At 65.3% G+C, this 19,666-nt stretch carries 16 protein-coding genes; 14 read left to right on the top strand and 2 right to left on the bottom strand.

Annotation, left to right across the window (positions count from 1 at the left end; all coding sequences use genetic code 11):
• The first annotated feature begins 1 nt into the window (after nucleotide 1).
• From ACYVNQ_RS06075 to ACYVNQ_RS06055, 5 genes are all read left to right on the top strand, one after another.
• Nucleotides 2-697 (top strand): haloacid dehalogenase type II, encoded by a 696-nt coding sequence (locus tag ACYVNQ_RS06075; protein ID WP_460901442.1) that lies wholly within the window; start codon nucleotides 2-4, stop codon nucleotides 695-697.
• Between the two features lie 88 nt (nucleotides 698-785).
• Nucleotides 786-1,727, top strand: a complete 942-nt coding sequence (locus ACYVNQ_RS06070) for a LysR family transcriptional regulator (RefSeq protein WP_460901647.1) — start codon at nucleotides 786-788, stop codon at nucleotides 1,725-1,727.
• Nucleotides 1,728-1,954: 227 nt separating this feature from the next.
• Complete coding sequence (locus tag ACYVNQ_RS06065; protein WP_460901440.1) at nucleotides 1,955-3,691, top strand: FAD-dependent oxidoreductase; 1,737 nt, start codon at nucleotides 1,955-1,957, stop codon at nucleotides 3,689-3,691.
• 195 nt (nucleotides 3,692-3,886) lie between these two features.
• On the top strand, nucleotides 3,887-5,194 hold the full coding sequence (gene shiA, locus ACYVNQ_RS06060) for a shikimate transporter (RefSeq protein ID WP_460901438.1): 1,308 nt from the start codon (nucleotides 3,887-3,889) through the stop codon (nucleotides 5,192-5,194).
• Nucleotides 5,195-5,477: 283 nt separating this feature from the next.
• Complete coding sequence (locus ACYVNQ_RS06055; RefSeq protein WP_460901436.1) at nucleotides 5,478-6,350, top strand: hypothetical protein; 873 nt, start codon at nucleotides 5,478-5,480, stop codon at nucleotides 6,348-6,350.
• A 235-nt stretch (nucleotides 6,351-6,585) separates the two neighbouring features.
• On the opposite strand, the gene ACYVNQ_RS06050 is transcribed toward ACYVNQ_RS06055, so the two are convergent.
• Together ACYVNQ_RS06050 and ACYVNQ_RS06045 are read right to left on the bottom strand one after the other, a co-directional pair.
• The gene (locus ACYVNQ_RS06050) at nucleotides 6,586-7,806 is read right to left on the bottom strand and encodes an NAD(P)/FAD-dependent oxidoreductase (protein ID WP_460901434.1); all 1,221 of its coding nucleotides are present in this window, start codon (nucleotides 7,804-7,806) and stop codon (nucleotides 6,586-6,588) included.
• 293 nt (nucleotides 7,807-8,099) lie between these two features.
• Nucleotides 8,100-9,068, bottom strand: a complete 969-nt coding sequence (locus tag ACYVNQ_RS06045) for a LysR family transcriptional regulator (protein WP_460901432.1) — start codon at nucleotides 9,066-9,068, stop codon at nucleotides 8,100-8,102.
• A gap of 153 nt (nucleotides 9,069-9,221) precedes the next feature.
• On the opposite strand from ACYVNQ_RS06045, the gene ACYVNQ_RS06040 reads away from it, so the two are divergent.
• The 9 genes from ACYVNQ_RS06040 (at nucleotide 9,222) to astE (ending at nucleotide 19,646) form a co-directional block, all read left to right on the top strand.
• Nucleotides 9,222-9,986, top strand: coding sequence for an SDR family oxidoreductase (locus ACYVNQ_RS06040; protein WP_460901430.1), 765 nt, complete (start codon nucleotides 9,222-9,224; stop codon nucleotides 9,984-9,986).
• Nucleotides 9,987-10,145: 159 nt separating this feature from the next.
• Complete coding sequence (locus ACYVNQ_RS06035; RefSeq protein WP_460901428.1) at nucleotides 10,146-10,937, top strand: ABC transporter ATP-binding protein; 792 nt, start codon at nucleotides 10,146-10,148, stop codon at nucleotides 10,935-10,937.
• A 41-nt stretch (nucleotides 10,938-10,978) separates the two neighbouring features.
• Nucleotides 10,979-12,034 (top strand): GlxA family transcriptional regulator, encoded by a 1,056-nt coding sequence (locus ACYVNQ_RS06030; protein ID WP_460901426.1) that lies wholly within the window; start codon nucleotides 10,979-10,981, stop codon nucleotides 12,032-12,034.
• A 136-nt stretch (nucleotides 12,035-12,170) separates the two neighbouring features.
• Nucleotides 12,171-13,403, top strand: a complete 1,233-nt coding sequence (locus tag ACYVNQ_RS06025) for an aspartate aminotransferase family protein (RefSeq protein WP_460901424.1) — start codon at nucleotides 12,171-12,173, stop codon at nucleotides 13,401-13,403.
• 72 nt (nucleotides 13,404-13,475) lie between these two features.
• Nucleotides 13,476-14,723 carry an arginine/ornithine succinyltransferase subunit alpha gene (aruF, locus tag ACYVNQ_RS06020; protein WP_460901422.1) on the top strand — a complete coding sequence of 416 codons (1,248 nt, stop codon included), beginning with the start codon at nucleotides 13,476-13,478 and terminating at the stop codon, nucleotides 14,721-14,723.
• The gene (gene astA, locus ACYVNQ_RS06015; protein WP_460901420.1) at nucleotides 14,720-15,769 is read left to right on the top strand and encodes an arginine N-succinyltransferase; all 1,050 of its coding nucleotides are present in this window, start codon (nucleotides 14,720-14,722) and stop codon (nucleotides 15,767-15,769) included. Before aruF ends, astA begins: the two co-directional genes overlap by 4 nt.
• Entirely contained in the window at nucleotides 15,766-17,253 is a 1,488-nt protein-coding gene (gene astD, locus ACYVNQ_RS06010; RefSeq protein WP_460901418.1) for a succinylglutamate-semialdehyde dehydrogenase, read from the top strand. The genes astA and astD overlap by 4 nt, the downstream gene beginning before the upstream one ends.
• Nucleotides 17,240-18,580 (top strand): N-succinylarginine dihydrolase, encoded by a 1,341-nt coding sequence (gene astB / locus ACYVNQ_RS06005; RefSeq protein WP_460901416.1) that lies wholly within the window; start codon nucleotides 17,240-17,242, stop codon nucleotides 18,578-18,580. The genes astD and astB overlap by 14 nt, the downstream gene beginning before the upstream one ends.
• Nucleotides 18,564-19,646, top strand: a complete 1,083-nt coding sequence (gene astE / locus ACYVNQ_RS06000) for a succinylglutamate desuccinylase (RefSeq protein ID WP_460901414.1) — start codon at nucleotides 18,564-18,566, stop codon at nucleotides 19,644-19,646. The genes astB and astE overlap by 17 nt, the downstream gene beginning before the upstream one ends.
• The last annotated feature ends 20 nt before the right edge of the window (nucleotides 19,647-19,666 follow it).

The raw sequence follows: 19,666 nt of genomic DNA, 5'->3' as shown, positions 1-19,666 counted from the left end.
AATGTCCCAACAGATTGAAGCTTTCGTTTTTGACGCGTACGGCACGCTGCTGGACGTGAATGCAGCCGTGGCGAAGAACGTGTCGTCGTTCGGAGAGAAAGGCGACGCGTTCGCCGCGTTGTGGCGAGCCCGCCAACTGGAATACAGCTGGACCCGCGCGTTGATGAATCGCTACGCGGACTTCTGGACGGCGACCGAGGAAGCATTGCTGTTCACGCTGCGCACCTTCAAGCTCGACAAGGACGAAGCGCTGCGCAGCCGGCTGCTCAAATCGTATTTCGAACTGGGCGCGCACCCCGACGCGCTGGATGCGTTGACCAGACTGAAAGCAACCGGCGTTAAGCTCGCGGTGCTGTCGAACGGTACCAACGAGATGGTAAGAGCGGCGCTCAAGGCCGGCGGGTTGCTGGCGTTCATGGATGCGGTGCTGTCGGTGGACGACCTGAAGCTCTACAAGCCGGATCCGCGCGTTTATCAGTACGCGTGCGACAGGCTCGAGGTGACGCCGGAGCGGGTGGTGTTCGTATCGTGCAATAGCTGGGACCTCGCGGGTGCGGCGTCGTTCGGATTCAGGTCGGCGCGTATCAACCGCACGGATGGGCCGCCCGAATATGAGTTTGCGCCGCTCTACAGCGAGCATCGCTCGCTTGGCGAACTGCCGGCGCTGATGAGCGAGGCGGGTGAATCGGGCAGCTGAGTCGGGCAACTGACTTGGGCGGCTGACTCGGGCAACTGGGTCGGGCAGCCGGGTCAAGCCTCAATCTCCGGAGACGATCGTGGCAGAGATGCTTCACAACGCGCGCATTTTCGTACGAGTGGTGGAAAGCGGCTCGTTCACGGCGATCGCGAACGAGCTCAATACAACGCCCGGCAAGGTCTCGCGCGCGGTGTCGTCGCTGGAGCAGGATCTGAACACGCTGCTGCTTCACCGCACCACCCGCCACCTCGCGATGACGGATGCAGGAGAGCGCTACTACCGGCGGCTCAAGGCGATCCTGGCCGACATCGATCATGCCAATGCAGAAGCGAGCAGTGCGACTTCGGTTCCGCAAGGAAGAATCCGCATCCATTCGATGCCGGGGCTTGCCGAGAGTTACATGACAGCCGCGCTGGTCGCGTGGCGTGCGGGGAATCCGGATGTGTCGATCGAGCTGCGGGTCGAGCAGCGCATGCCCAATCTCGTTGAAGAGGGCTTCGACGTATCGCTGCTGGCGGCGCCGAGGCTTCCCGATTCGGGCTACATGTCCAGAACCTTCGGCTCGACGTATGCGGTGCTGGCCGCGTCGCCGGCTTATCTGCAGGAACGGGGCACGCCGCAAGATCTGGATGACCTGAAGCGGCATACGCTGCTGCGTCTCGAGAGCCCATTGGGGCCGGCCGACGAGTGGATGCTCGATGGGCCCGACGGCAAGGTTGTCGTACCGGTGCCCGTTTCGCCATTCCAGGCGAATTCGTCGAGCGCGCTTGGATTTGCGCTGCGTTCAGGCGCGGGTATCGGAACGCTGGCGAGTTACACGGTGATCGACGATCTGCGCAGTGGAGCGTTGGTGCGGGTCCTGCCGCGGTATCGGCTGCAGCCGTTCAATATCCTGGCCTTGTATCCGGACCGGCGCTATCTCGACGCAAAAATTTCTCATCTTCTGGACTACCTGAAGAGTCACGTCACGCCCACGCTGGCCCAGTTGAACCACAGCATCGAGGCGCTCGACGGCGCTTCACCAGCCTGACTTCACAAGTCCGGCTTCACAAGTCTGAAGATTGACCGTCGAATCAACGCTTAACAAGACCCTGCACGGCGCGTCATTTGTGGCGGATATACTCTATGGCGAACCTACCGTCAAAAGAATCCGCGCGAGGCTTACCCATCGTTCACGCCTCACGCGGCTAGTGCGGCTGCGCTGCTTTGCGCGCCTGGCGGCTCGCCGATTATTTCGTTGCTGCGGGACAGTCCGACATGAGCCAAAAATCGAAATGGGATGAAAGCCCCGCGGTTGCCGGGCTGGCAGAAAAGCTTGCTGCGGACGGTTCGCTGAGCGAAGACCCGGTCGTACTCAAACATCCGCGCTACGACCAGATGTTTCCGGTGCTGACCTCGGCCGATGTCGACAAGCTGCGGCGCTTCGGCGAGGCGTCGCGCTACAGGCGCGGCGAGTTGTTGTACCGGGCCGGCGATATCAACCCGGGCGTATTCGTGCTGTTGTCGGGCAAGGTGTGCGCGATCAGCCGCGACGGCCTGAATCGCGGGCGCGTGTTGCACACATATGGGCCGAACGAATTTACCTCCGACGTCAGCCAGCTGTCGAGCAAGCCGGCCGTTTTCGACGGGCATGTAGTCGAAGACGTCACGGCGATTCTGCTGCGCCCCGACGGGCTGCGCACGCTGGTGATCAGCGAAGCCGATCTCGGCGAACGGATCATGCGCGCGCTGATTTTGCGGCGTGTGCTGGTGACGGAGCGGGGCGACGGCGTGGTGTTCGTATGCCCGCCGGGTCATACGCGGCTGCTCGCATTGAGCGATTTCCTGCGCCGCAACACTTTTCCGTACACCTGCGTCGATGCCACGCACGATCCGGATGCGATTGCCTTGCTCGAGCGGCTGACGCCCGCGCCCGACGATCTTCCGCTGGTGCTGTGCCCGAACGGCAACATGCTGCGCAATCCCGACGAAAACCAGCTGGCGTCGTGTCTGGGCCTCGTTCCCGAATTCGATCCGGCGCACGTGTACGACGTGGCCATCGTCGGCGCGGGGCCGGCTGGCCTCGCGGCCGCGGTCTATGCGGCCTCGGAGGGTTTATCGGTGGCGGCCTTCGATTGCCGCGCGCCGGGCGGCCAGGCGGGCACCAGCGCGCGCATCGAGAACTACCTCGGCTTTCCCAATGCCGTCAGCGGGCAGGATCTTGCCGGCCGCGCGCATATCCAGGCGCAAAAGTTCGGTGCGCATATCGGCATTCCGTGCGAGGTCAAAAGCCTCTATTGCGATCAGCGTCCGCTCGCGCTGGAACTCGCCGGCGGGCAACGCATTTCATCGCGTACCGTGATCATCGCCAGTGGCGCGGAATATCGCCGCCCCGAGATCGACAATCTGACCCGCTTCGAAGGGCGTGGCGTCTACTACTGGGCGACTCCTATCGAAGCCCGGCTGTGCCGCGCCGCGCCGGTGGTGCTGGTGGGCGGCGGCAATTCCGCGGGGCAGGCGGCGGTGTTCCTCGCGCCGCTGGTCGAGCACATTCATCTGTTCATTCGCAGTGCGAGCCTCGATCACAAGATGTCGCGCTACCTGGCCGATCGCGTCGCTTCGCTGCCCAACGTGACGCTGCATACGCGTGCCGAGCTGACTGCGCTCGAAGGCGACGAGCGGCTCGAACGCGTGCATTTTCGTGGCGCGGGCGGCATGGAAGGCAGCATGAGGATCGGTCATCTGTTCGCGTTCGTTGGGGCGACCCCGAATACCGGTTGGCTCAAGACCTGCGGCGTCGAGCTCGATAGCCACGGCTTCGTACTGACCGGCATCGACGTGGCGGAGGGCGTGGACCGCACTTTGCCGCTGCAGTCGAGCGTGCCGGGCGTGTTTGCGGTCGGCGATGTCCGCTCGGGTTCGAGCAAGCGCGTTGCGTCGGCGGTGGGCGAGGGCTCGGCGGTGGTCGCGCAGATTCACACGCTGCTGCAGATGGAGCGGCGCGCGGTGCTGTGAGCGTCGATGCGATCGACGCGTGCTGCAACGAGGCGGTCATGCGGAGCAGGTCGTCTGCTCTCGTGACACGTGACGCGCCGGCGGTCGCTGCAGGCGCAGCGACCTGATACGATCCCGGGTTGCGCGGCAAGCGTACAGCGCATCAGTCTGTCCGCATCAATCAGAACGAGCCGCCATAACAACCCGGGAGACCCGATGACCTCCGCCTTACCCACGCGCATCGCCGCGGCCGCGAGCGATGCCGCGAAACAACGCGCCCGCCGCGCCGCGCTCGGCAGCTTCGTCGGTGCGGTGGTCGACTGGTACGACTTTCTGCTGTACGGCATCGTGGCCGCGCTGATCTTCAACCAGGCCTTTTTTCCGCAAGTCAGCCCCGCGATGGGCACGCTCGCTGCATTTGGCACGTTTGGCGTCGGCTTCCTGTTTCGTCCGCTCGGCGGCTTTGTGTTCGGCCATTATGGCGACCGCATCGGCCGCAAGCGGATGCTGGTGCTCACCGTGATGATGATGGGCCTCTCCACGGCGCTGATCGGCCTGCTGCCCACCTTTGCGTCGATCGGCTGGTGGGCGCCGGTGCTGCTGGTGCTGTTGCGCGCGGTGCAGGGCTTTGCGGTAGGCGGCGAATGGGGCGGTGCGGCGTTGCTGGCAGTCGAAAGCGCGCCTGAACGGAGAAAGGCCTTTTACAGCAGCGGCGTGCAGGTCGGCTATGGCGTGGGCCTGATTCTCGCCACCGGCATCGTGTCGATCCTGACCACCACACTCGACGATGCCGCGTTCAGGTCGTGGGGCTGGCGCATTCCGTTTGTTTTCAGCGTGGTACTGGTGCTGGTCGGGTTGTGGGTGCGCACCAGCATGGAAGAGTCGGAGGCGTTCGTCGAGCAGGTCGAGAAGGCGCGGCGCCGCGCGCGTTTGCCGATCATCGAGGCACTGCGTCACAACCCGGGGGCGTTTGCGCTGATCGTCGCGCTGCGGCTTGCCGAGCTGTTCACGATGTACATCGTCACGGCGTTTGCGCTGAGTTACTCGACTGCCAATCTCGGCATGCCGCGCCAGTTTTTTCTGAACATTGCACTGCTGGTGGGCGCCATCAGCATCGTGACGATTCCGCTGTTCGCGCTGGCCGCCGACCGCTTTGGGCGGCGGCGCGTGTACATCGCGGGCGCGACCATCGGCATGCTGTCGGCGGTGCCGTTCTTTGTCGCGCTGGAGGCGCGCGCCACGCTATGGATCGTCGTATTCGCGGTGATGCTCGCCAATGTCGCGCACGATATGGTCGTCAGCGTGCAGCAGCCGATGTTCACCGAAATGTTCGGCACCGAATTCCGTTATAGCGGTGCGGGTGTCGGCTATCAGGTGGCGAGCGTGGTAGGCGGCGGCTTCACGCCGTTTATCGCGGTGGCGCTGGTCGGCATGGCGGGCGGCTCGTGGCACCCTGTTGCGGCGTACCTCGCCGGGGGATGTCTGCTGTCTGTGCTGGTCGCGTGCAAAATGAAGGTGCGCTAGGGGCTTCAGGTGCGCCGGGTGGGCTGAATGTGTCGCCCGCGTGACGCGCGTCGGATATGCAAGATGCGCAAGACGCGCAAGATACGCGTGGGGCATCCGCTGCGTCTGGTGCATGCAACGCGTTTGACATTTTCAGTGCATTTAGTGCGCCGACGCAGCGCTTGCGCATTGCGACGGCCTATTTGACAATTCCGCGTCGTTAGCTACCTTTTGAAAACGACTGCAAGCCGGCCCCGGTCGGCTTTGCGACCGATCGACCGATCGACCGACTCAACGACCCATCGTGCAAACTATCCAGATTCTGCTCCAGACCACCATCCCGACTACCAGCGACGACTGGTCGATCGCGCGCTTTAGCCGCCTGACCGAATTGCTGCGCACGTATCGCGATGCGAACGAACAGGTGGCGTTCAACGTCGTCGCGCGCGACCGCGACCCGCCTGGCCAGCCGGATTCGCTGCTGTCGCGTCTCGACGAAACGGAGTTCGACGAACTGTGGCTGTTTGCGGTCGACACCGGCGACGGGTTGACCGCGGCGGATTGCGCGGGTATCACGCGGTTTCGCGAGGCGGGCCGCGGGCTATTCGTCACGCGCGACCACATGGACCTCGGCAGCTCGCTGTGCAGTCTGGGCGGGGTGGGCAAGGCGCATCACTTTCATACGCGCAATCCCGATCCGGATCCGGCGCGACGGGTGGCCGACGATCCGTACACCACCGAGATCTCGTGGCCCAATTTTCACTCGGGCGCCAACGGCGATTTCCAGCCGATCGCGATTGTCGGCGACCCGCATCCGGTGCTGACGAACCCCGATTCGCCGACCGGTACGATCCGCTTCCTGCCGGCGCATCCGCACGAAGGCGCGGTCGGCGCGCCCGCCGACGAACCCGCGCGCGTGATCGCGTGCGGCACGAGCAAGGCGACCGGCAACCGCTTCAATCTCGCGGTCGCTTTCGAAACTTCGCCACACGGCGGCCGTGCGATTGCGCAGAGTACGTTTCACCATTTCGCGGACTACAACTGGGACGCGCGCGTCGGTGCGCCGAGCTTCGTCACCGAGACGCCGGGCAATGGTATGCAGACCGATCCGCACGCGTTAGGCGACGCGCAGCGTTATTCGGTGAACGTCGCGCTGTGGCTGGCCGGCGCGATGTGACGCGGAGTACGCGTCGGGCGTCGTGATTCGCGGCGCTGCGCGCGGTGACGGGCGGCCGGTGCGTCGTGCGTTGCGTGGGTTGCCCGTCGCATCCGGCGCTGGTGCACCGCAATGCTCGCGCACCGCGGCAGCGGTACGCGAGGTGCGCGCGGTTGAGCGGATGCACGACCATTGCCGTGCCAGGCCGTCAACCGATCAACCGATCAACCAATCAGGCGGTGAACCGGTGTATCGGTCAACCAAACGTCGCGAGCGGATCACCTGCTGCAAACGCATCCGCGCGATTCGCTGCCGGCGGATAAATCCACTGTGTGTTGATCATCTGCTTGCGCGTCTTGCCTTCGGCGTACGTCAGCTTGATCTGACGATCCCAGCCTTCGGTATAGACCGCGCCCCATTCGCCGAGGTCGAGGCAGGTCGCATAGAACGGCTGGCGGTATTCGAGCGTCGGCATGCCGAGCAGGTCGGCGGCGACGTTGTGTCCGCCGAACTTGCCCATCACCATCGCGTGCTGGCAGGACATCAACGCGTAGTGGCCGTCGCTGTCGCACACCGCGCGCGCCACGTCGCCTGCGACGAACACGCCCGGCACTTGCGCGACGCGCAGATCAGGCGTCGCTTCGATCCGTCCGAGCGGGTCGAGCTGTGCGTTCGCCTGCCCAGCTATCTGACCCGTCAGCGAACTGGCCCGCATGCCGCCGGCCCAGATCACCGTTTTCGCTTCGATGCGCTGGCCCGACGCGGTGCGCACGCCATCCGCATCGACTGACGCCACCGGCGAGCCGAGCACCGTCTCGACACCCAGCGAATCGAATGCCTCGGCGACATACGGACGCGGATTGGCGCCGAGATCGGGGCCGATCTCCGCCTGCGAGCCGATCGCGACCACGCGAATCGCCGCATCGGCGCCGAACCGCTCGCGCAGACGCCCGGGCAGTTCGGTGGCCACTTCGATGCCCGTGAAACCGCAGCCGACCACGGCGACCGTGTTGCGTGCCGGCGCGTCCGGTTGGCTGGCCAGTTGAGCCAGGTGCTGGTCGAGCAGCACCGCATCGTCGATGCTGTCGGTCGAGAACGCGTATTGAGCGAGGCCTGGAACCGGCGGCCGGAATAGCTTGCTGCCGCTCGTCAGCAGCAGCCGGTCGTACGCGAGCGTGCTGCGCTCGCCGTTTGCCGCGACGACCGTCACGGTCTTGTTTTGCACGGCGATCTGCTCGACGCTGCCTGCCAGGAATTTCACGCCTACCGCATCGAGGAGCGGCATCAGCGGTGCAGCCATCTGTTGCGGCTCGCGTTCATACAGACGCGGGCGGATCTGCAATTCGGGTTTCGGCGAGATCAGCGTGATTTCGACGTCACGGCTGGTGACGCCGGCGCCATCGAGCACGCGGGCCGCGGCGAGCGCGCCCCATACCCCGGCAAAACCGGCCCCCACGATCAGGATCTTCTGCGACATGATGTTTGCCTTCGGTTGGAAAACTGCGAGGTGGACGACACGCGCGCCGCGGATCAAACGTGCGGCAACCGGTGCACGGCATCGCTGCATCCGCGGCGCGGCTGTCGTGAGCGGCAAGGTGCCGCGCGAAGGCATGTTAGGTGGGGGCGGCGCGCCACGGTAGGCACGTGGACAGGCTCACGGTGTTGCTCGCTGGGCACCAATCGGCGAGGCGGCCGGCGAGGCGGCCGCGCAACGGTGCTCAGCGCACATGCAGCGCGCGTGAGCGCCGGCATCGGCGGCCGCGAGGCGGGCTACTTGCGCGACGAAGCCCGCGATGAAGCCCGCGGCGTCAACGCATGCAGCTCCTTGAAGTCGATGCTCTGTTCGTGCGAATCGGCCAGACGTGCGACACAGAAATTGATGAAATTTCGCACCCGCTTAGCCATATCCGCACGCTGGAAGTAGTACAGATAAAGCCCCGAACTGGAGCTGATGTGATCGACCAGCAGCGGCACCAGACGCTTCGCGCGCAGCTCGGGAATCGCCAGCATGCTCTTGACCATGCCGATGCCAAAGCCGGCCTTGATCGCATCGAGTTCGGTTTCCGCATCGTTCGCGCAGAACTTCACTTTCGCGGAAAAGTACTGCACGGTGCCGCCGACGTTGAATTCCCACGGTATCAGCCTGCCGCTGTCAGCGTGCCGATAGCCGGTGCAATCGTGTTGCAGCAGGTCTTCGATGGTGCGCGGTACACCGCGTGCCGCGAGATAGGCGGGCGACGCGCAGGGAATCATCGAGATCGGGAACAGCTTGCGTACCGCCAGTTGCCCTTCGGGCGGCGGCCCGGCGCGAACGGCCAGATCGATGCGCGCTTCGACCAGGTCAGGCGAACTGTCCTCGAGAATGAACTCGAACTCGACCGCCGGATGCAGCTTGCGATATTCGACGATCAGCGGCAGCAGCATCCAGCGGCCGATCGCGCGCGGCGCGCTGACACGCACCACGCCGCTGTCATGGCCGGCTGCCTGAGCGGTCGACGCCAGCGCCGACAGCAGCCCTTCGAGATTCGGCTTGACCGTTTCGAGCAGGCGTTCGCCTTCTTCGGTCAACGAACAGCGGCGCGTGGTGCGGTGAAAGAGGCGGGTGCCGAGCTTCTGCTCGAGCAGTTGCACGGTCTTGCTGACGGCCTGCGGTGTCGCGCCTTGCAGCTGCGCCGCGCGATTGAAGCTGCCGAGTTCGGCAACCCGCACGAAGGTGCTGATGGCCTTCAGTTCATCCATGACGCTCTCCGGTTGCAGCGAATCCGGCGCCCGCGATTCGCAACTTTATACGCATAGTGTTACATCCGATTATGGTCTACCTGGATGATAACGCGCTCAGTATAGTCGGTCTCGTGGAAGCCCTTCACCCAATCTCAGACCCAGGAGTCAGTGATGAATGCAAAAGTTGGTTCGGGCCGCGTGGCCGTGGTTACGGGCGCATCGAGCGGCATCGGCCTCGCCGCGGCGAAGCAACTGGCGGCGGACGGCGCCAAGGTCGCGCTGCTCGCGCGCCGCAAGGACCGGCTGGCCGATGCCGTCGGGCAGATCCGTGCAAGCGGCGGCGTGGCGATCGCGGTAGAAGTCGATGTCACGTCGCAAGCATCGGTCGATCAGGCCGCGCAAACCGTGTATGAAGAATTCGGCCGTGCCGACCTCGTGTTCAACAATGCGGGCATCATGCTGCCCGGCCCGATCGGCGAGGGCAAATTCGACGAATGGCAGCAGATGATCGATCTCAACGTGACCGGCGCGCTGCGCGTGATCCGCGCGTTTCTGCCGCAACTCGAAGAGGCCGCCCGCGCGGGCGCGAAAGCGGACGTGATCAACACGTCGTCGATCACCGGGCAATACATTTACCCGTACTTTGCGGTGTATTCCGCAACCAAGGCCTTCATCAGCCACCTGACGCGCCATCTGCGCATGGAACTGGGCGCAAGCGACATCCGCGTTTCGATGATCGAGCCCGGCGTGGTGGAAACGGAACTGGTGAACCACGTCACCTTCAGCGGGGCGCACGACTGGCTCGCGAACGCGGCAAAAACGGTGGAATTCCTGAAGCCGGAGGATGTCGCCGGGGTGGTCGGCTACCTCGCGTCGCTGCCGAAGCATGTCAATCTGCAGCAGGTCGTCGTGATGCCGACCCGTCAGGGGATGTAACGCAGCCTGATGTCGTGGTAGCCGAGGGTTGTCCCGTAGCGCCGCACCCGCGCATGGCGTTGCCATTCGCGCTGCGGCGCGCCTTGCCTTTGTCCGGCAACGAGGTGATCCTGATGCTTCGCGCGCCGCGCCGCGCATTCATCGTGAACGGGAGGCATCTTGCTGCATACGACTCAAGCCGAAGCCTGCAAGCTCACCGTGCAGGACATCCACAAATGCTTTGGCGACAACGAAGTGTTGAAGGGCGTATCGATGAACGCGAACAAGGGTGATGTGATCAGCATCATCGGCGCGAGCGGTTCCGGCAAGAGCACGTTTCTGCGCTGCATCAACTTCCTCGAGCGGCCGAACGCGGGCAAGATCATCGTCGACGGCGAACTGGTGCGCACCAAAACCGATCGTCACGGCAGCCTCGAGGTGGCCGATCACAAACAGCTGCAGCGTATCCGCACCAAGCTCGCGATGGTGTTCCAGCATTTCAACCTGTGGGCGCACATGACCGTGCTGGAAAACGTCGTCGAAGCGCCGCTGCACGTGCTCGGCCTGCCGCGCCGCGAAGCCGAGGACCGCGCGCGCGGCTATCTGGAGAAGGTCGGCCTCGCGCCGCGCGTCGAAAAACAATACCCGTCGCATCTGTCGGGCGGCCAGCAGCAGCGTGTCGCGATCGCCCGCGCGCTGGCGATGAACCCGGACGTGATGCTGTTCGACGAACCCACGTCGGCGCTCGATCCCGAACTGGTCGGCGAAGTGCTGAAGGTGATGCAAAAGCTCGCCGAGGAAGGCCGCACGATGATCGTCGTCACGCACGAGATGGGCTTTGCGCGCAACGTGTCGAACCATGTGATGTTCCTGCATCAGGGGCGCACCGAAGAAGAGGGCGCGCCCGCCGACGTGCTCGGCACGCCGCGCAGCGAACGCCTGAAGCAGTTTTTGTCGGGCAGCCTGAAGTAGGATGGCGGTTTCGTTTTTAGTCTGAGCCGCCGCGCTTCTTTATGCCGCTTCATTCGTCGCCTGCTTCCGCCCGCACCGTTCAGGTGGCGATCGTCGCGTTGCCGCCGGTTTCGATGTCGGGCGTCGGGCCGATCGTCGACGCGCTGCATCTGGCCAACGAAATCGACGGCCGCGCGCTGTACCGCTGGCAGCTCTACACGTGGGACGGCCGGCCGATGCCGCTGACCGGCGGCGCGCAGTGGCCGGCCGACGCCGCATTCAGCGACGCGCTCGCGTGCGACTGGCTGATCGTGGTCAGCGAGCGCTTCGAGCCGTTCGCCGGGCATCGACGGTTTCTCGCCGGCCTGACGCATGTCGCGCGGCGCACGCCGCTCGTCAGCGGCATCCATCACGGCGTATGGTGGCTCGCGATGGCCGGGCTGCTGGCGGACTATCGCGTCAGCGTCAACTGGGAAACGTATCAGCAATTCACCGAGCAGTTCGAGCGCAGCATCGTCACGCAGCAGATCTTCGAGATCGACCGTGATCGCGCGACCTGCGCGGGCGGCCAGGCGAGCCTCGACTTCATGCTCGCGATGATCGCGCGCGAGCACGGCCAGCCGCTGGCGGAGCGGATTGCCGATACGCTCGGCGTCGGCGTGCTGCGCGCCGGCGACGAGCGCCAGCGCATTCCGTACGTGACCGCGCCGGGCGAGCGCCATCCGCGTCTGAACGACGCGCTGCTGCTGATGGAAGCGAACATCGAAGACCCGCTCACCACCGACGAGATCGCCACGCTGGTGGGCGTGTCGCGCCGTCAGCTCGAGCGGCTGTTTCGCCAGTATCTGGATGCGATGCCGTCGAAGTATTACCTCGGGCTGCGGCTCGCGAAGGCGCGCACGCAGTTGCAGCGCAGCAGCAAGTCGGTGGTGCAGATCAGCCTCGCTTGCGGGTTTTCGTCGGCTGCGCATTTTTCGAATGCGTATCGCGAGCGCTTCAACGTGACGCCGCGCGAGGAGCGCCGGCTGTGGCTCGCGCGGCAACACGGCGGTGCGCCGGGCGATGATTCTCAGCGTGAGGCGGCGCGCGAAGCGCCGCCGCAGCGCGGCGAGCGATAGCGGTACTTGCTGTGCGCCGCGCGCGAATCACGCCGCATGTTCACCCGCGAACCACGATAGAACGCGTCGCGTATGCGCAAGACGATTCGCGCCGGGTTTTCTACACTACAGAGATTACCCGTCCCGAGGATCCGCCATGAACGACCAGAACGTCAGCCGCCAGACCTTCGACGAAGTGATGGTGCAGGTGTTCGCACCCGCGCCCTTCGTGCCGGACCGCGGCGTGGGCTCGCGCGTATGGGACACGCAGGGCCGCGACTATATCGACTTCGCGGGCGGTATTGCGGTCACGGCGCTCGGCCATGCGCATCCGGAACTGCTGAAGGTGCTGCACGAGCAGGGCGCGAAGCTGTGGCACATCGGCAACGGCTACACCAACGAACCGGTGCTGCGCCTTGCACAGAAACTCGAAGCACTGACGTTCGCCGACCGCGCGTTCTTCGCGAACTCGGGCGCCGAAGCGAACGAGGCCGCATTCAAGCTCGCGCGGCGCGTTGCGTTCGAGCGGCACGGCGCGGACAAGATCGAAATCGTGTCGTTTGCGCAGTCGTTTCACGGGCGCACGTTCTTTACCGTGAGCGTGGGCGGCCAGCCGAAATATTCGGAAGGCTTCGGCCCGGTGCCGGCCGGCCTCGTGCATCTGCCGTACAACGATATTGCCGCGGCCCGCGCCGCGATCGGCCCGAAGACCTGCGCGGTGGTCGTCGAGCCGATTCAGGGCGAGGGCGGCGTGATTCCCGCCGATCCTGCCTTCCTGCGCGCGCTGCGCGAAGCATGCGACCAGCATGACGCGCTGCTGATCTTCGACGAGGTGCAAACGGGTGTAGGCCGTACCGGCCATTTCTACGCGTATCAGGACACCGGCGTGACGCCGGACATCCTGACCACCGCGAAGGCGCTCGGCAACGGCTTTCCGATCGGCGCGATGCTGACCACCAACGAACTGGCCGCGCACTTCAAGGTCGGCGTGCACGGCACCACGTACGGCGGCAATCCGCTCGGCGCCGCGCTTGCGCTGAAGGTGGTCGAGCTGATCAGCGACCCGCAGCTGCTGGCGGGCGTACGGACGCGCAGCGACGAACTGAAGGCGGTGCTGGCGAAACTCAACGAGCGCTTCGGCATCTTCCGCGAAGTGCGCGGCAAGGGCTTGCTGATCGGCGCGGAACTGACCGGCGCCTACAAAGGCCGAGCGAAGGATTTCGTCAGTGCGGCCGGCCGGCATGGCGTGATCATGCTGATGGCGGGACCGGACGTGCTGCGCTTCGCGCCATCGCTGATCATTCCACACGACGACCTGCAAGAAGGTCTCGCGCGGCTCGCCAGGGCGATCGAGGAAGTGGTGTCGACTGCCGATGTGCCGGCCCGCTGAAGTGCACTGAACCGTACTGAACGTCCCGCAGCCGCTGTCACGACTTCGCGCTTTCACTTCACTGGAACGACGATGCTTTTCGTACGCCCCGGCCGCCTCGCCGACCTCGACGCGCTGCAACAGATGGCGCGCACCGCGCAGCCCGTGCTGCATTCGCTGCCGCACGACCGGCATGCGCTCGAAGCGCGCCTCGCGCTATCGGAAGATTCGTTCCGCGGCGAGGCCGATTTTCCCGGCGAGGAGTTCTATCTGTTCGTGCTCGAGGACAGCGCCACCGGCAAGCTGCTCGGCACCGCAAGCATCGTGGCGGCGGCCGGCTATTCGGAGCCGTTCTACGTGTTTCGCAACGACGCGCTGATTCATGCGTCGCGCGAGTTGCACGTGAACCGCAAGATCCACGCGCTGACGATGTCGCATGAACTGACGGGCAAGAGCCGCCTGGCTGGCTTCTACATCGAACCGGGGCTGCGTGGCGATGCAGCCGCGCATCTGCTGTCGCGGGCCCGGATGATGTACATCGCGGCGAACCGCAAGCGCTTTACCAGCGAGATCTTCTCGCTGCTGCTCGGCGTGACCGACGACGCGGGCGTGTCGCCGTTCTGGGAAGCGGTGGGCCGCAAGTTCTTCGGCCGCAACTTCGCGGAGATCGAAGTGCAGTCGGGCGGCCGCAGCAACACGTTTATCGCCGAGGTGATGCCGAGCTATCCGATCTATGTGCCGCTGTTGCCGGAAGCGGCGCAGCGCGTGCTGGGCGAGCCGGACGAGAACGCGCTGCTCGCGTACGAGATCCATCTCGACGAGGGCTTCGAGACCGACCGCTACGTCGATATTTTCGATGCGGGCCCGGTGCTGACCGCGCAGGTCGAGCGGATTGCGTCGGTAAGGCGCAACGAAACGCGCACGGTGCAAACCGCCGGCGAGCTGCTCGAAGCGGTGATGGCGCCCGGCGCGGCGGCGGCTTCGGGCGGTGCGACCTATATGGTCGCGAACAACAGTCGCGGCGATTTTCGCTGCGTGCTGGCCGAGCTGCCGGCGGGATTGGCGGCGGGACTAACGGCGGATCCGGCAGCAGGGTCACCAACCGCACCGCCAGCCGAGTGGCGAGCTGACCTGCGAGCCGCACTACCGCGCGACCTGCAAGCAGAGCTACAAGCCGGACAGCAAGCCGACCGGCGAGCCGACCTGCTGGCCGCGCACGTCGTGTTCGCGCCGCTCGATGCGGCCACGCGCGCCGCGCTCGACGTGCGCGAGGGCGACACCGTGCGCTGCGTCGCGCTGCATCCCGAGGCCGGCTTGTTATCTTCGGAGGACGCATCATGATCGTCGTGCGCGTGGTGCAGACCGGCGATGTGGATGCGCTGCTTGCGCTGGCCCAGGAAACTGGCCCGGGTTTGACCTCGTTCAAACCCGACCGCGCGGCGCTCGCCGCGCGTATCGGGCGCACCTGCCGCACGCTCGAAGACCATGCCGCGCCGCACGAGCAGGGCTATTTCTTCGTGATGGAAGATACCGCAAGCGGCGACATCGCCGGCGTATGCGGTATCGAAACCGCGGTAGGCCTCGACCAGCCGTTCTACAACTACCGCGTCAGCACGGTCGTGCACGCGAGCCAGGAACTCGGCATCTGGACCATGATGCGCGCGCTGAACATCTCGCACGATCTGACCGGCTACGCGGAAGTGTGCTCGCTGTTTCTGAGCCCCCGCTATCGGACGCACGGCGTCGGCGGTCTGCTGTCGCGCTCGCGCTTCCTGTTTATCGCGCAGTTTCGCGAGCGTTTTCCGCAGCGCATCTGCGCGGAAATGCGCGGCCATTTCGATGCGGAAGGCACGTCGCCGTTCTGGCGCGCGGTGGGCTCGCATTTCTACCAGATCGACTTCAACGCCGCCGACTATCTGAGCTCGCACGGCCGTAAATCGTTTCTGGCGGAACTGATGCCACGCTTTCCGGTGTACGTCGAGTTGCTGCCCGAGCACGCGCAGGAATGCATTGGCCTCACGCACGTGGACACATTGCCCGCGCGCAAGATGCTCGAAGCCGAAGGCCTGCGTTACGAAAATCACGTCGACATCTTCGATGCCGGCCCGGTGCTCGAATGCCATATCGCCGATCTGCGCACGGTGCGCGAGAGCGTCGTCGTGCCGCTCGAAATCGTGGCGCCAGGTGCGCCTCGTGATGAGCCGCCCGATGGGCCGCGCTCGCTGGTGTCGAACACGGCGCTCGGCGATTTCCGCTGCGCAGCGGTGGCGGGCAGCGTCGAAAATGGCGTCTTCAGGCTCTCGGCGGATGAGGCCGCGGCGCTGCGCGTCAAGGCGGGCGATCCGGTGCGCGTGCTGACGCCGAAACACAAACAGGGAACTTCATGAGCGAACTCTTCATTGGCGGCGCGTGGGTCGCCGGCAGCGGCCACGCCTTCGCGTCGCGCAACCCCGGCACCAATGCGCCCGTATGGGAAGGCCACAGTGCAGCCGCCAACGACGTCGAACGTGCCGTCAAGGCCGCGCGTCGCGCATTCGCAATGTGGTCCGCGCAGCCGTTCGAAACGCGTTGTGCAGTGGCGCGCCGTTTTGCGGCGCTGCTCAACGAGCGCAAGGATGCGTTGGCCGAAACGATCGGTCGCGAAACAGGCAAGCCGTTGTGGGAGGCGCGCACCGAAGTCGCGTCGATGGCGGCCAAGGTCGAGATTTCGATTCAGGCTTACCACGAACGTACCGGCGAAAAGCGCGCCGCGGTGGCCGACGGCACTGCAGTGCTGAGGCACCGGCCACACGGCGTCGTGGCGGTGTTCGGCCCGTATAACTTCCCCGGACACCTGCCGAACGGACATATCGTGCCCGCGCTGATCGCCGGCAATACGGTGGTGTTCAAGCCGTCCGAACTTGCGCCGGCCGTTGCGCGCGCAACCGTCGAGTTGTGGCAGGAAGCCGGTCTGCCGGCCGGCGTGCTCAATCTCGTACAAGGCGAGAAGGACACGGGCGTCGCGCTTGCGAATCACCGGCAGATCGACGGCCTGTTCTTCACCGGCAGTTCCGATACCGGCACGCTGCTGCACAAGCAGTTCGGCGGCCGCCCGGAAATCGTGCTGGCGCTCGAAATGGGCGGCAACAATCCGCTGGTGGTGGCCGAAGTGGCCGATCTCGACGCGGCCGTCCATCACACGATCCAGTCGGCGTTTCTGTCGGCCGGGCAGCGCTGCACCTGCGCACGCCGGATCTTCGTGCCGCACGGCGCGTTCGGCGAGCGCTTTGTCGAGCGGCTGGTCGACGTGACGGCGCGCCTCGGCGTCGGTGCGTACGATGCACAACCGCAGCCGTACATGGGCGCGGTCATCACCGCACGCGCGGCGGCGCGGCTCGTAGAAGCGCAGGCGCGTCTGCTCGCCGCAGGCGGCAAGAGCCTGCTGACGATGACGCAGCGCGACCCGCAACTCGGCTTCGTGAGCCCGGCGATTCTCGATGTCACCGCGGCACACGATCTGCCTGACGAAGAGCACTTCGGCCCGCTCGCGCAAATCGTCCGCTACTTGAGCTTCGATGCCGCGATCGAACAGGCGAACGACACCGCATATGGCTTGTGCGCCGGCCTGCTCGCCGACGACGAAGCGCAATGGACGCACTTTCAGCGTGCGATTCGCGCCGGCATCGTCAACTGGAACCGGCCGACCAACGGTGCATCGTCCGCTGCGCCGTTCGGCGGTATCGGGCGCTCGGGCAACCAGCGGCCGAGCGCGTATTACGCAGCCGACTACTGCTCGTATCCGATGGCGTCGGTGGAGAGCACGCAGTTGCAGATGCCCGCGAACCTGTCGCCGGGTCTTCATTTTCAGGGGGCGGGCGATGCACGCAATTGAAGCGAACTTCGACGGGCTGGTCGGCCCGACGCACAACTATGCCGGGCTGTCGTTCGGCAATGTCGCGTCGCTGTCGAACGAGAAAACCGTCGCGAATCCGAAAGCCGCGGCCAAACAGGGGCTGCGCAAGATGAAGCAGCTCGCGGACCTCGGCTTCAGGCAAGCTGTGTTGTCGCCGCAGGAGCGGCCGTCGCTGCGGCTGTTGCGCGAGCTTGGTTTTTCCGGTGCGGATGCGCCGCTGATCGCGCGCGTCGCGAGAGAAGCGCCGGAATTGCTGCTGGCTGCCAGCTCGGCATCGGCGATGTGGACGGCCAACGCAGCCACCGTGAGCCCATCCGCCGATACCGAAGATGGCCGCGTACATTTCACGCCGGCCAATCTGTGCAGCAAGCTGCATCGCGCGATCGAGCATGAGGCGACGCGCCACACGCTGCGCGCGATCTTCGCCGACGAAGCGCGCTTCGCGGTGCACGAAGCGCTGCCCGGCACGCCTGCGCTCGGCGACGAAGGCGCAGCGAATCACACGCGTTTTTGTCACGCATACGGCGAGCGCGGCGTCGAGTTCTTCGTGTATGGGCGCAGCGAATACCGTCGTGGGCCCGAGCCGAAACGCTACCCGGCACGGCAGACCTTCGAGGCGAGCCGCGCGGTCGCGCAACGGCATGGGCTCTCCGAGGCGGGCACCGTGTACGCGCAGCAGAACCCGGACGTGATCGACGCCGGCGTGTTTCATAACGACGTGATCGCGGTCGGCAATCGCAGCACGCTGTTTTGCCATCAGCTGGCGTTCGTCGAACAGCAGGCTGTGTACGACGCACTGCGCGCAAAACTGGCGCAACAACGTGCGCCGTTCGATGTGATCGAAGTGCCGGATGCGCGCGTGAGCGTGGCGGATGCGGTCACGTCGTATCTGTTCAACAGCCAGCTGCTGACCACTGAAGACGGCAGACAGATACTGGTGGTGCCGCAGGAATGTCGCGAAAACGAGCGGGTGGCCGGCTATCTGGACGATCTGGTTGCGGGCACGGGTCCGATCGGCGAGGTGCGGGTATTCGACCTGCGCGAGAGCATGAAGAACGGCGGTGGCCCCGCGTGTCTGCGGCTGCGCGTCGTGCTGAGCGATGAAGAGCGCGCCGCGGTCGCGCCGGGCGTGTGGATCGACGATGCGCTGTTTGGCAAGCTCGACGCATGGATCGACACACACTATCGCGACCGGCTCGCGTCGATCGATCTGGCCGATCCGCATCTGCTGAACGAATCGCGCACCGCACTCGACGAACTGACGCAGATTCTGCGGCTGGGCTCGCTGTATGACTTCCAGCGCTGACTCGCGCGGCGCTGCGCCGCCTGACGATTTTCTTGCGCGTTTTCTGACGTGTTCGCTGGCTGGCACGCGGCCCGATGCGGCGCATCGCAGCGGCGTGTGCGGCAATGATATTCACTGGACGTGGCTCGATGATGGCGTGCTGCAATTCGAGCCGGCGCCTCGCGTCGCGAGCGACAAGGCAACCACACCGTTGCGCAGCGTGCTCGCATCCGCCGGCATCCACGGCGACGAAACCGCGCCGATCGAATTGTTGTCGCAGCTGGTACAGGATATCGGCGCCGGCCACGTACCGCTCGCATGCCGTCTACTGGTCGTGCTCGGCAACCTCGACGCGATGCGCGCGTCGTGCCGCTACGTCGACGACGATCTGAACCGCCTGTTCAGCGGCCGACACACGGCAGCCTCGAAGCACAGCCATGAAGCACCGCGTGCCGCTACGCTGGAAGCTGCCGCGCAACGCTTCTTCGCGTCCGCGCCGCAACAGCCCGACGCACGCTGGCACATCGACATGCACACGGCGATTCGCGCGTCGGTGTTCGAGCAGTTCGCGCTGCTGCCGCACACCGGCGCACCGCCGTCGCGTGCGATGGTCGAATGGCTGCGCGATGCGCGCATCGCGGCGGTGCTGCTGCACACCACCAAGGGCAGCACCTATTCGCACTTCACATCCGACACATGCGGTGCGCTCGCCTGCACGCTCGAACTCGGCAAGGTGCGTCCGTTCGGTCAAAACGACCTGTCCCGCTTCAGCGGCGCCGATGCGGCGTTGCGCGCACTGGTCAGCGGCCGCGCGGACACGCAGCATGCACCGCTGCCGCGTGTGTTCACGGTGATCGACCAGATCACCAAACAGAGCGACGCATTCGAACTGCTGGTCGACGCCGACGTGCCGAACTTTACGGCCTATCCGCAAGGCACTTTGCTCGCGCGCGACGGCGCTTATCGCTACACGGTGCGCCATGCAGAGGAACGCATCGTGTTTCCGAACCCGTCGGTGAAACCGGGTTTGCGCGCCGGTTTAATGGTGATCGAAACCACCGCCGATACGCTGGCTTCGCTGCAGTAAGGCTAGCTCCATCAATACGG

This window comes from Paraburkholderia jirisanensis (assembly GCF_054782355.1).
The sequence above is the reverse complement of the archived record's forward strand: the minus strand, read 5'-3'. Positions and strand labels throughout refer to the sequence as shown.

Bases quoted from the DNA above. Each gene is read 5' to 3' on its own strand.
- ACYVNQ_RS06050 (WP_460901434.1), bottom strand. From the start codon at position 7,806: ATGTCGCAGAAGATCCTGATCGTGGGGGCCGGTTTTGCCGGGGTATGG.
- ACYVNQ_RS06045 (WP_460901432.1), bottom strand. From the start codon at position 9,068: ATGGATGAACTGAAGGCCATCAGCACCTTCGTGCGGGTTGCCGAACTC.
- shiA (WP_460901438.1), top strand. From the start codon at position 3,887: ATGACCTCCGCCTTACCCACGCGCATCGCCGCGGCCGCGAGCGATGCC.
- ACYVNQ_RS06025 (WP_460901424.1), top strand. From the start codon at position 12,171: ATGAACGACCAGAACGTCAGCCGCCAGACCTTCGACGAAGTGATGGTG.
- ACYVNQ_RS06030 (WP_460901426.1), top strand. From the start codon at position 10,979: ATGCCGCTTCATTCGTCGCCTGCTTCCGCCCGCACCGTTCAGGTGGCG.
- ACYVNQ_RS06070 (WP_460901647.1), top strand. From the start codon at position 786: ATGCTTCACAACGCGCGCATTTTCGTACGAGTGGTGGAAAGCGGCTCG.
- aruF (WP_460901422.1), top strand. From the start codon at position 13,476: ATGCTTTTCGTACGCCCCGGCCGCCTCGCCGACCTCGACGCGCTGCAA.
- ACYVNQ_RS06040 (WP_460901430.1), top strand. From the start codon at position 9,222: ATGAATGCAAAAGTTGGTTCGGGCCGCGTGGCCGTGGTTACGGGCGCA.
- ACYVNQ_RS06065 (WP_460901440.1), top strand. From the start codon at position 1,955: ATGAGCCAAAAATCGAAATGGGATGAAAGCCCCGCGGTTGCCGGGCTG.
- ACYVNQ_RS06075 (WP_460901442.1), top strand. From the start codon at position 2: ATGTCCCAACAGATTGAAGCTTTCGTTTTTGACGCGTACGGCACGCTG.
- astA (WP_460901420.1), top strand. From the start codon at position 14,720: ATGATCGTCGTGCGCGTGGTGCAGACCGGCGATGTGGATGCGCTGCTT.
- astB (WP_460901416.1), top strand. From the start codon at position 17,240: ATGCACGCAATTGAAGCGAACTTCGACGGGCTGGTCGGCCCGACGCAC.
- astD (WP_460901418.1), top strand. From the start codon at position 15,766: ATGAGCGAACTCTTCATTGGCGGCGCGTGGGTCGCCGGCAGCGGCCAC.
- astE (WP_460901414.1), top strand. From the start codon at position 18,564: ATGACTTCCAGCGCTGACTCGCGCGGCGCTGCGCCGCCTGACGATTTT.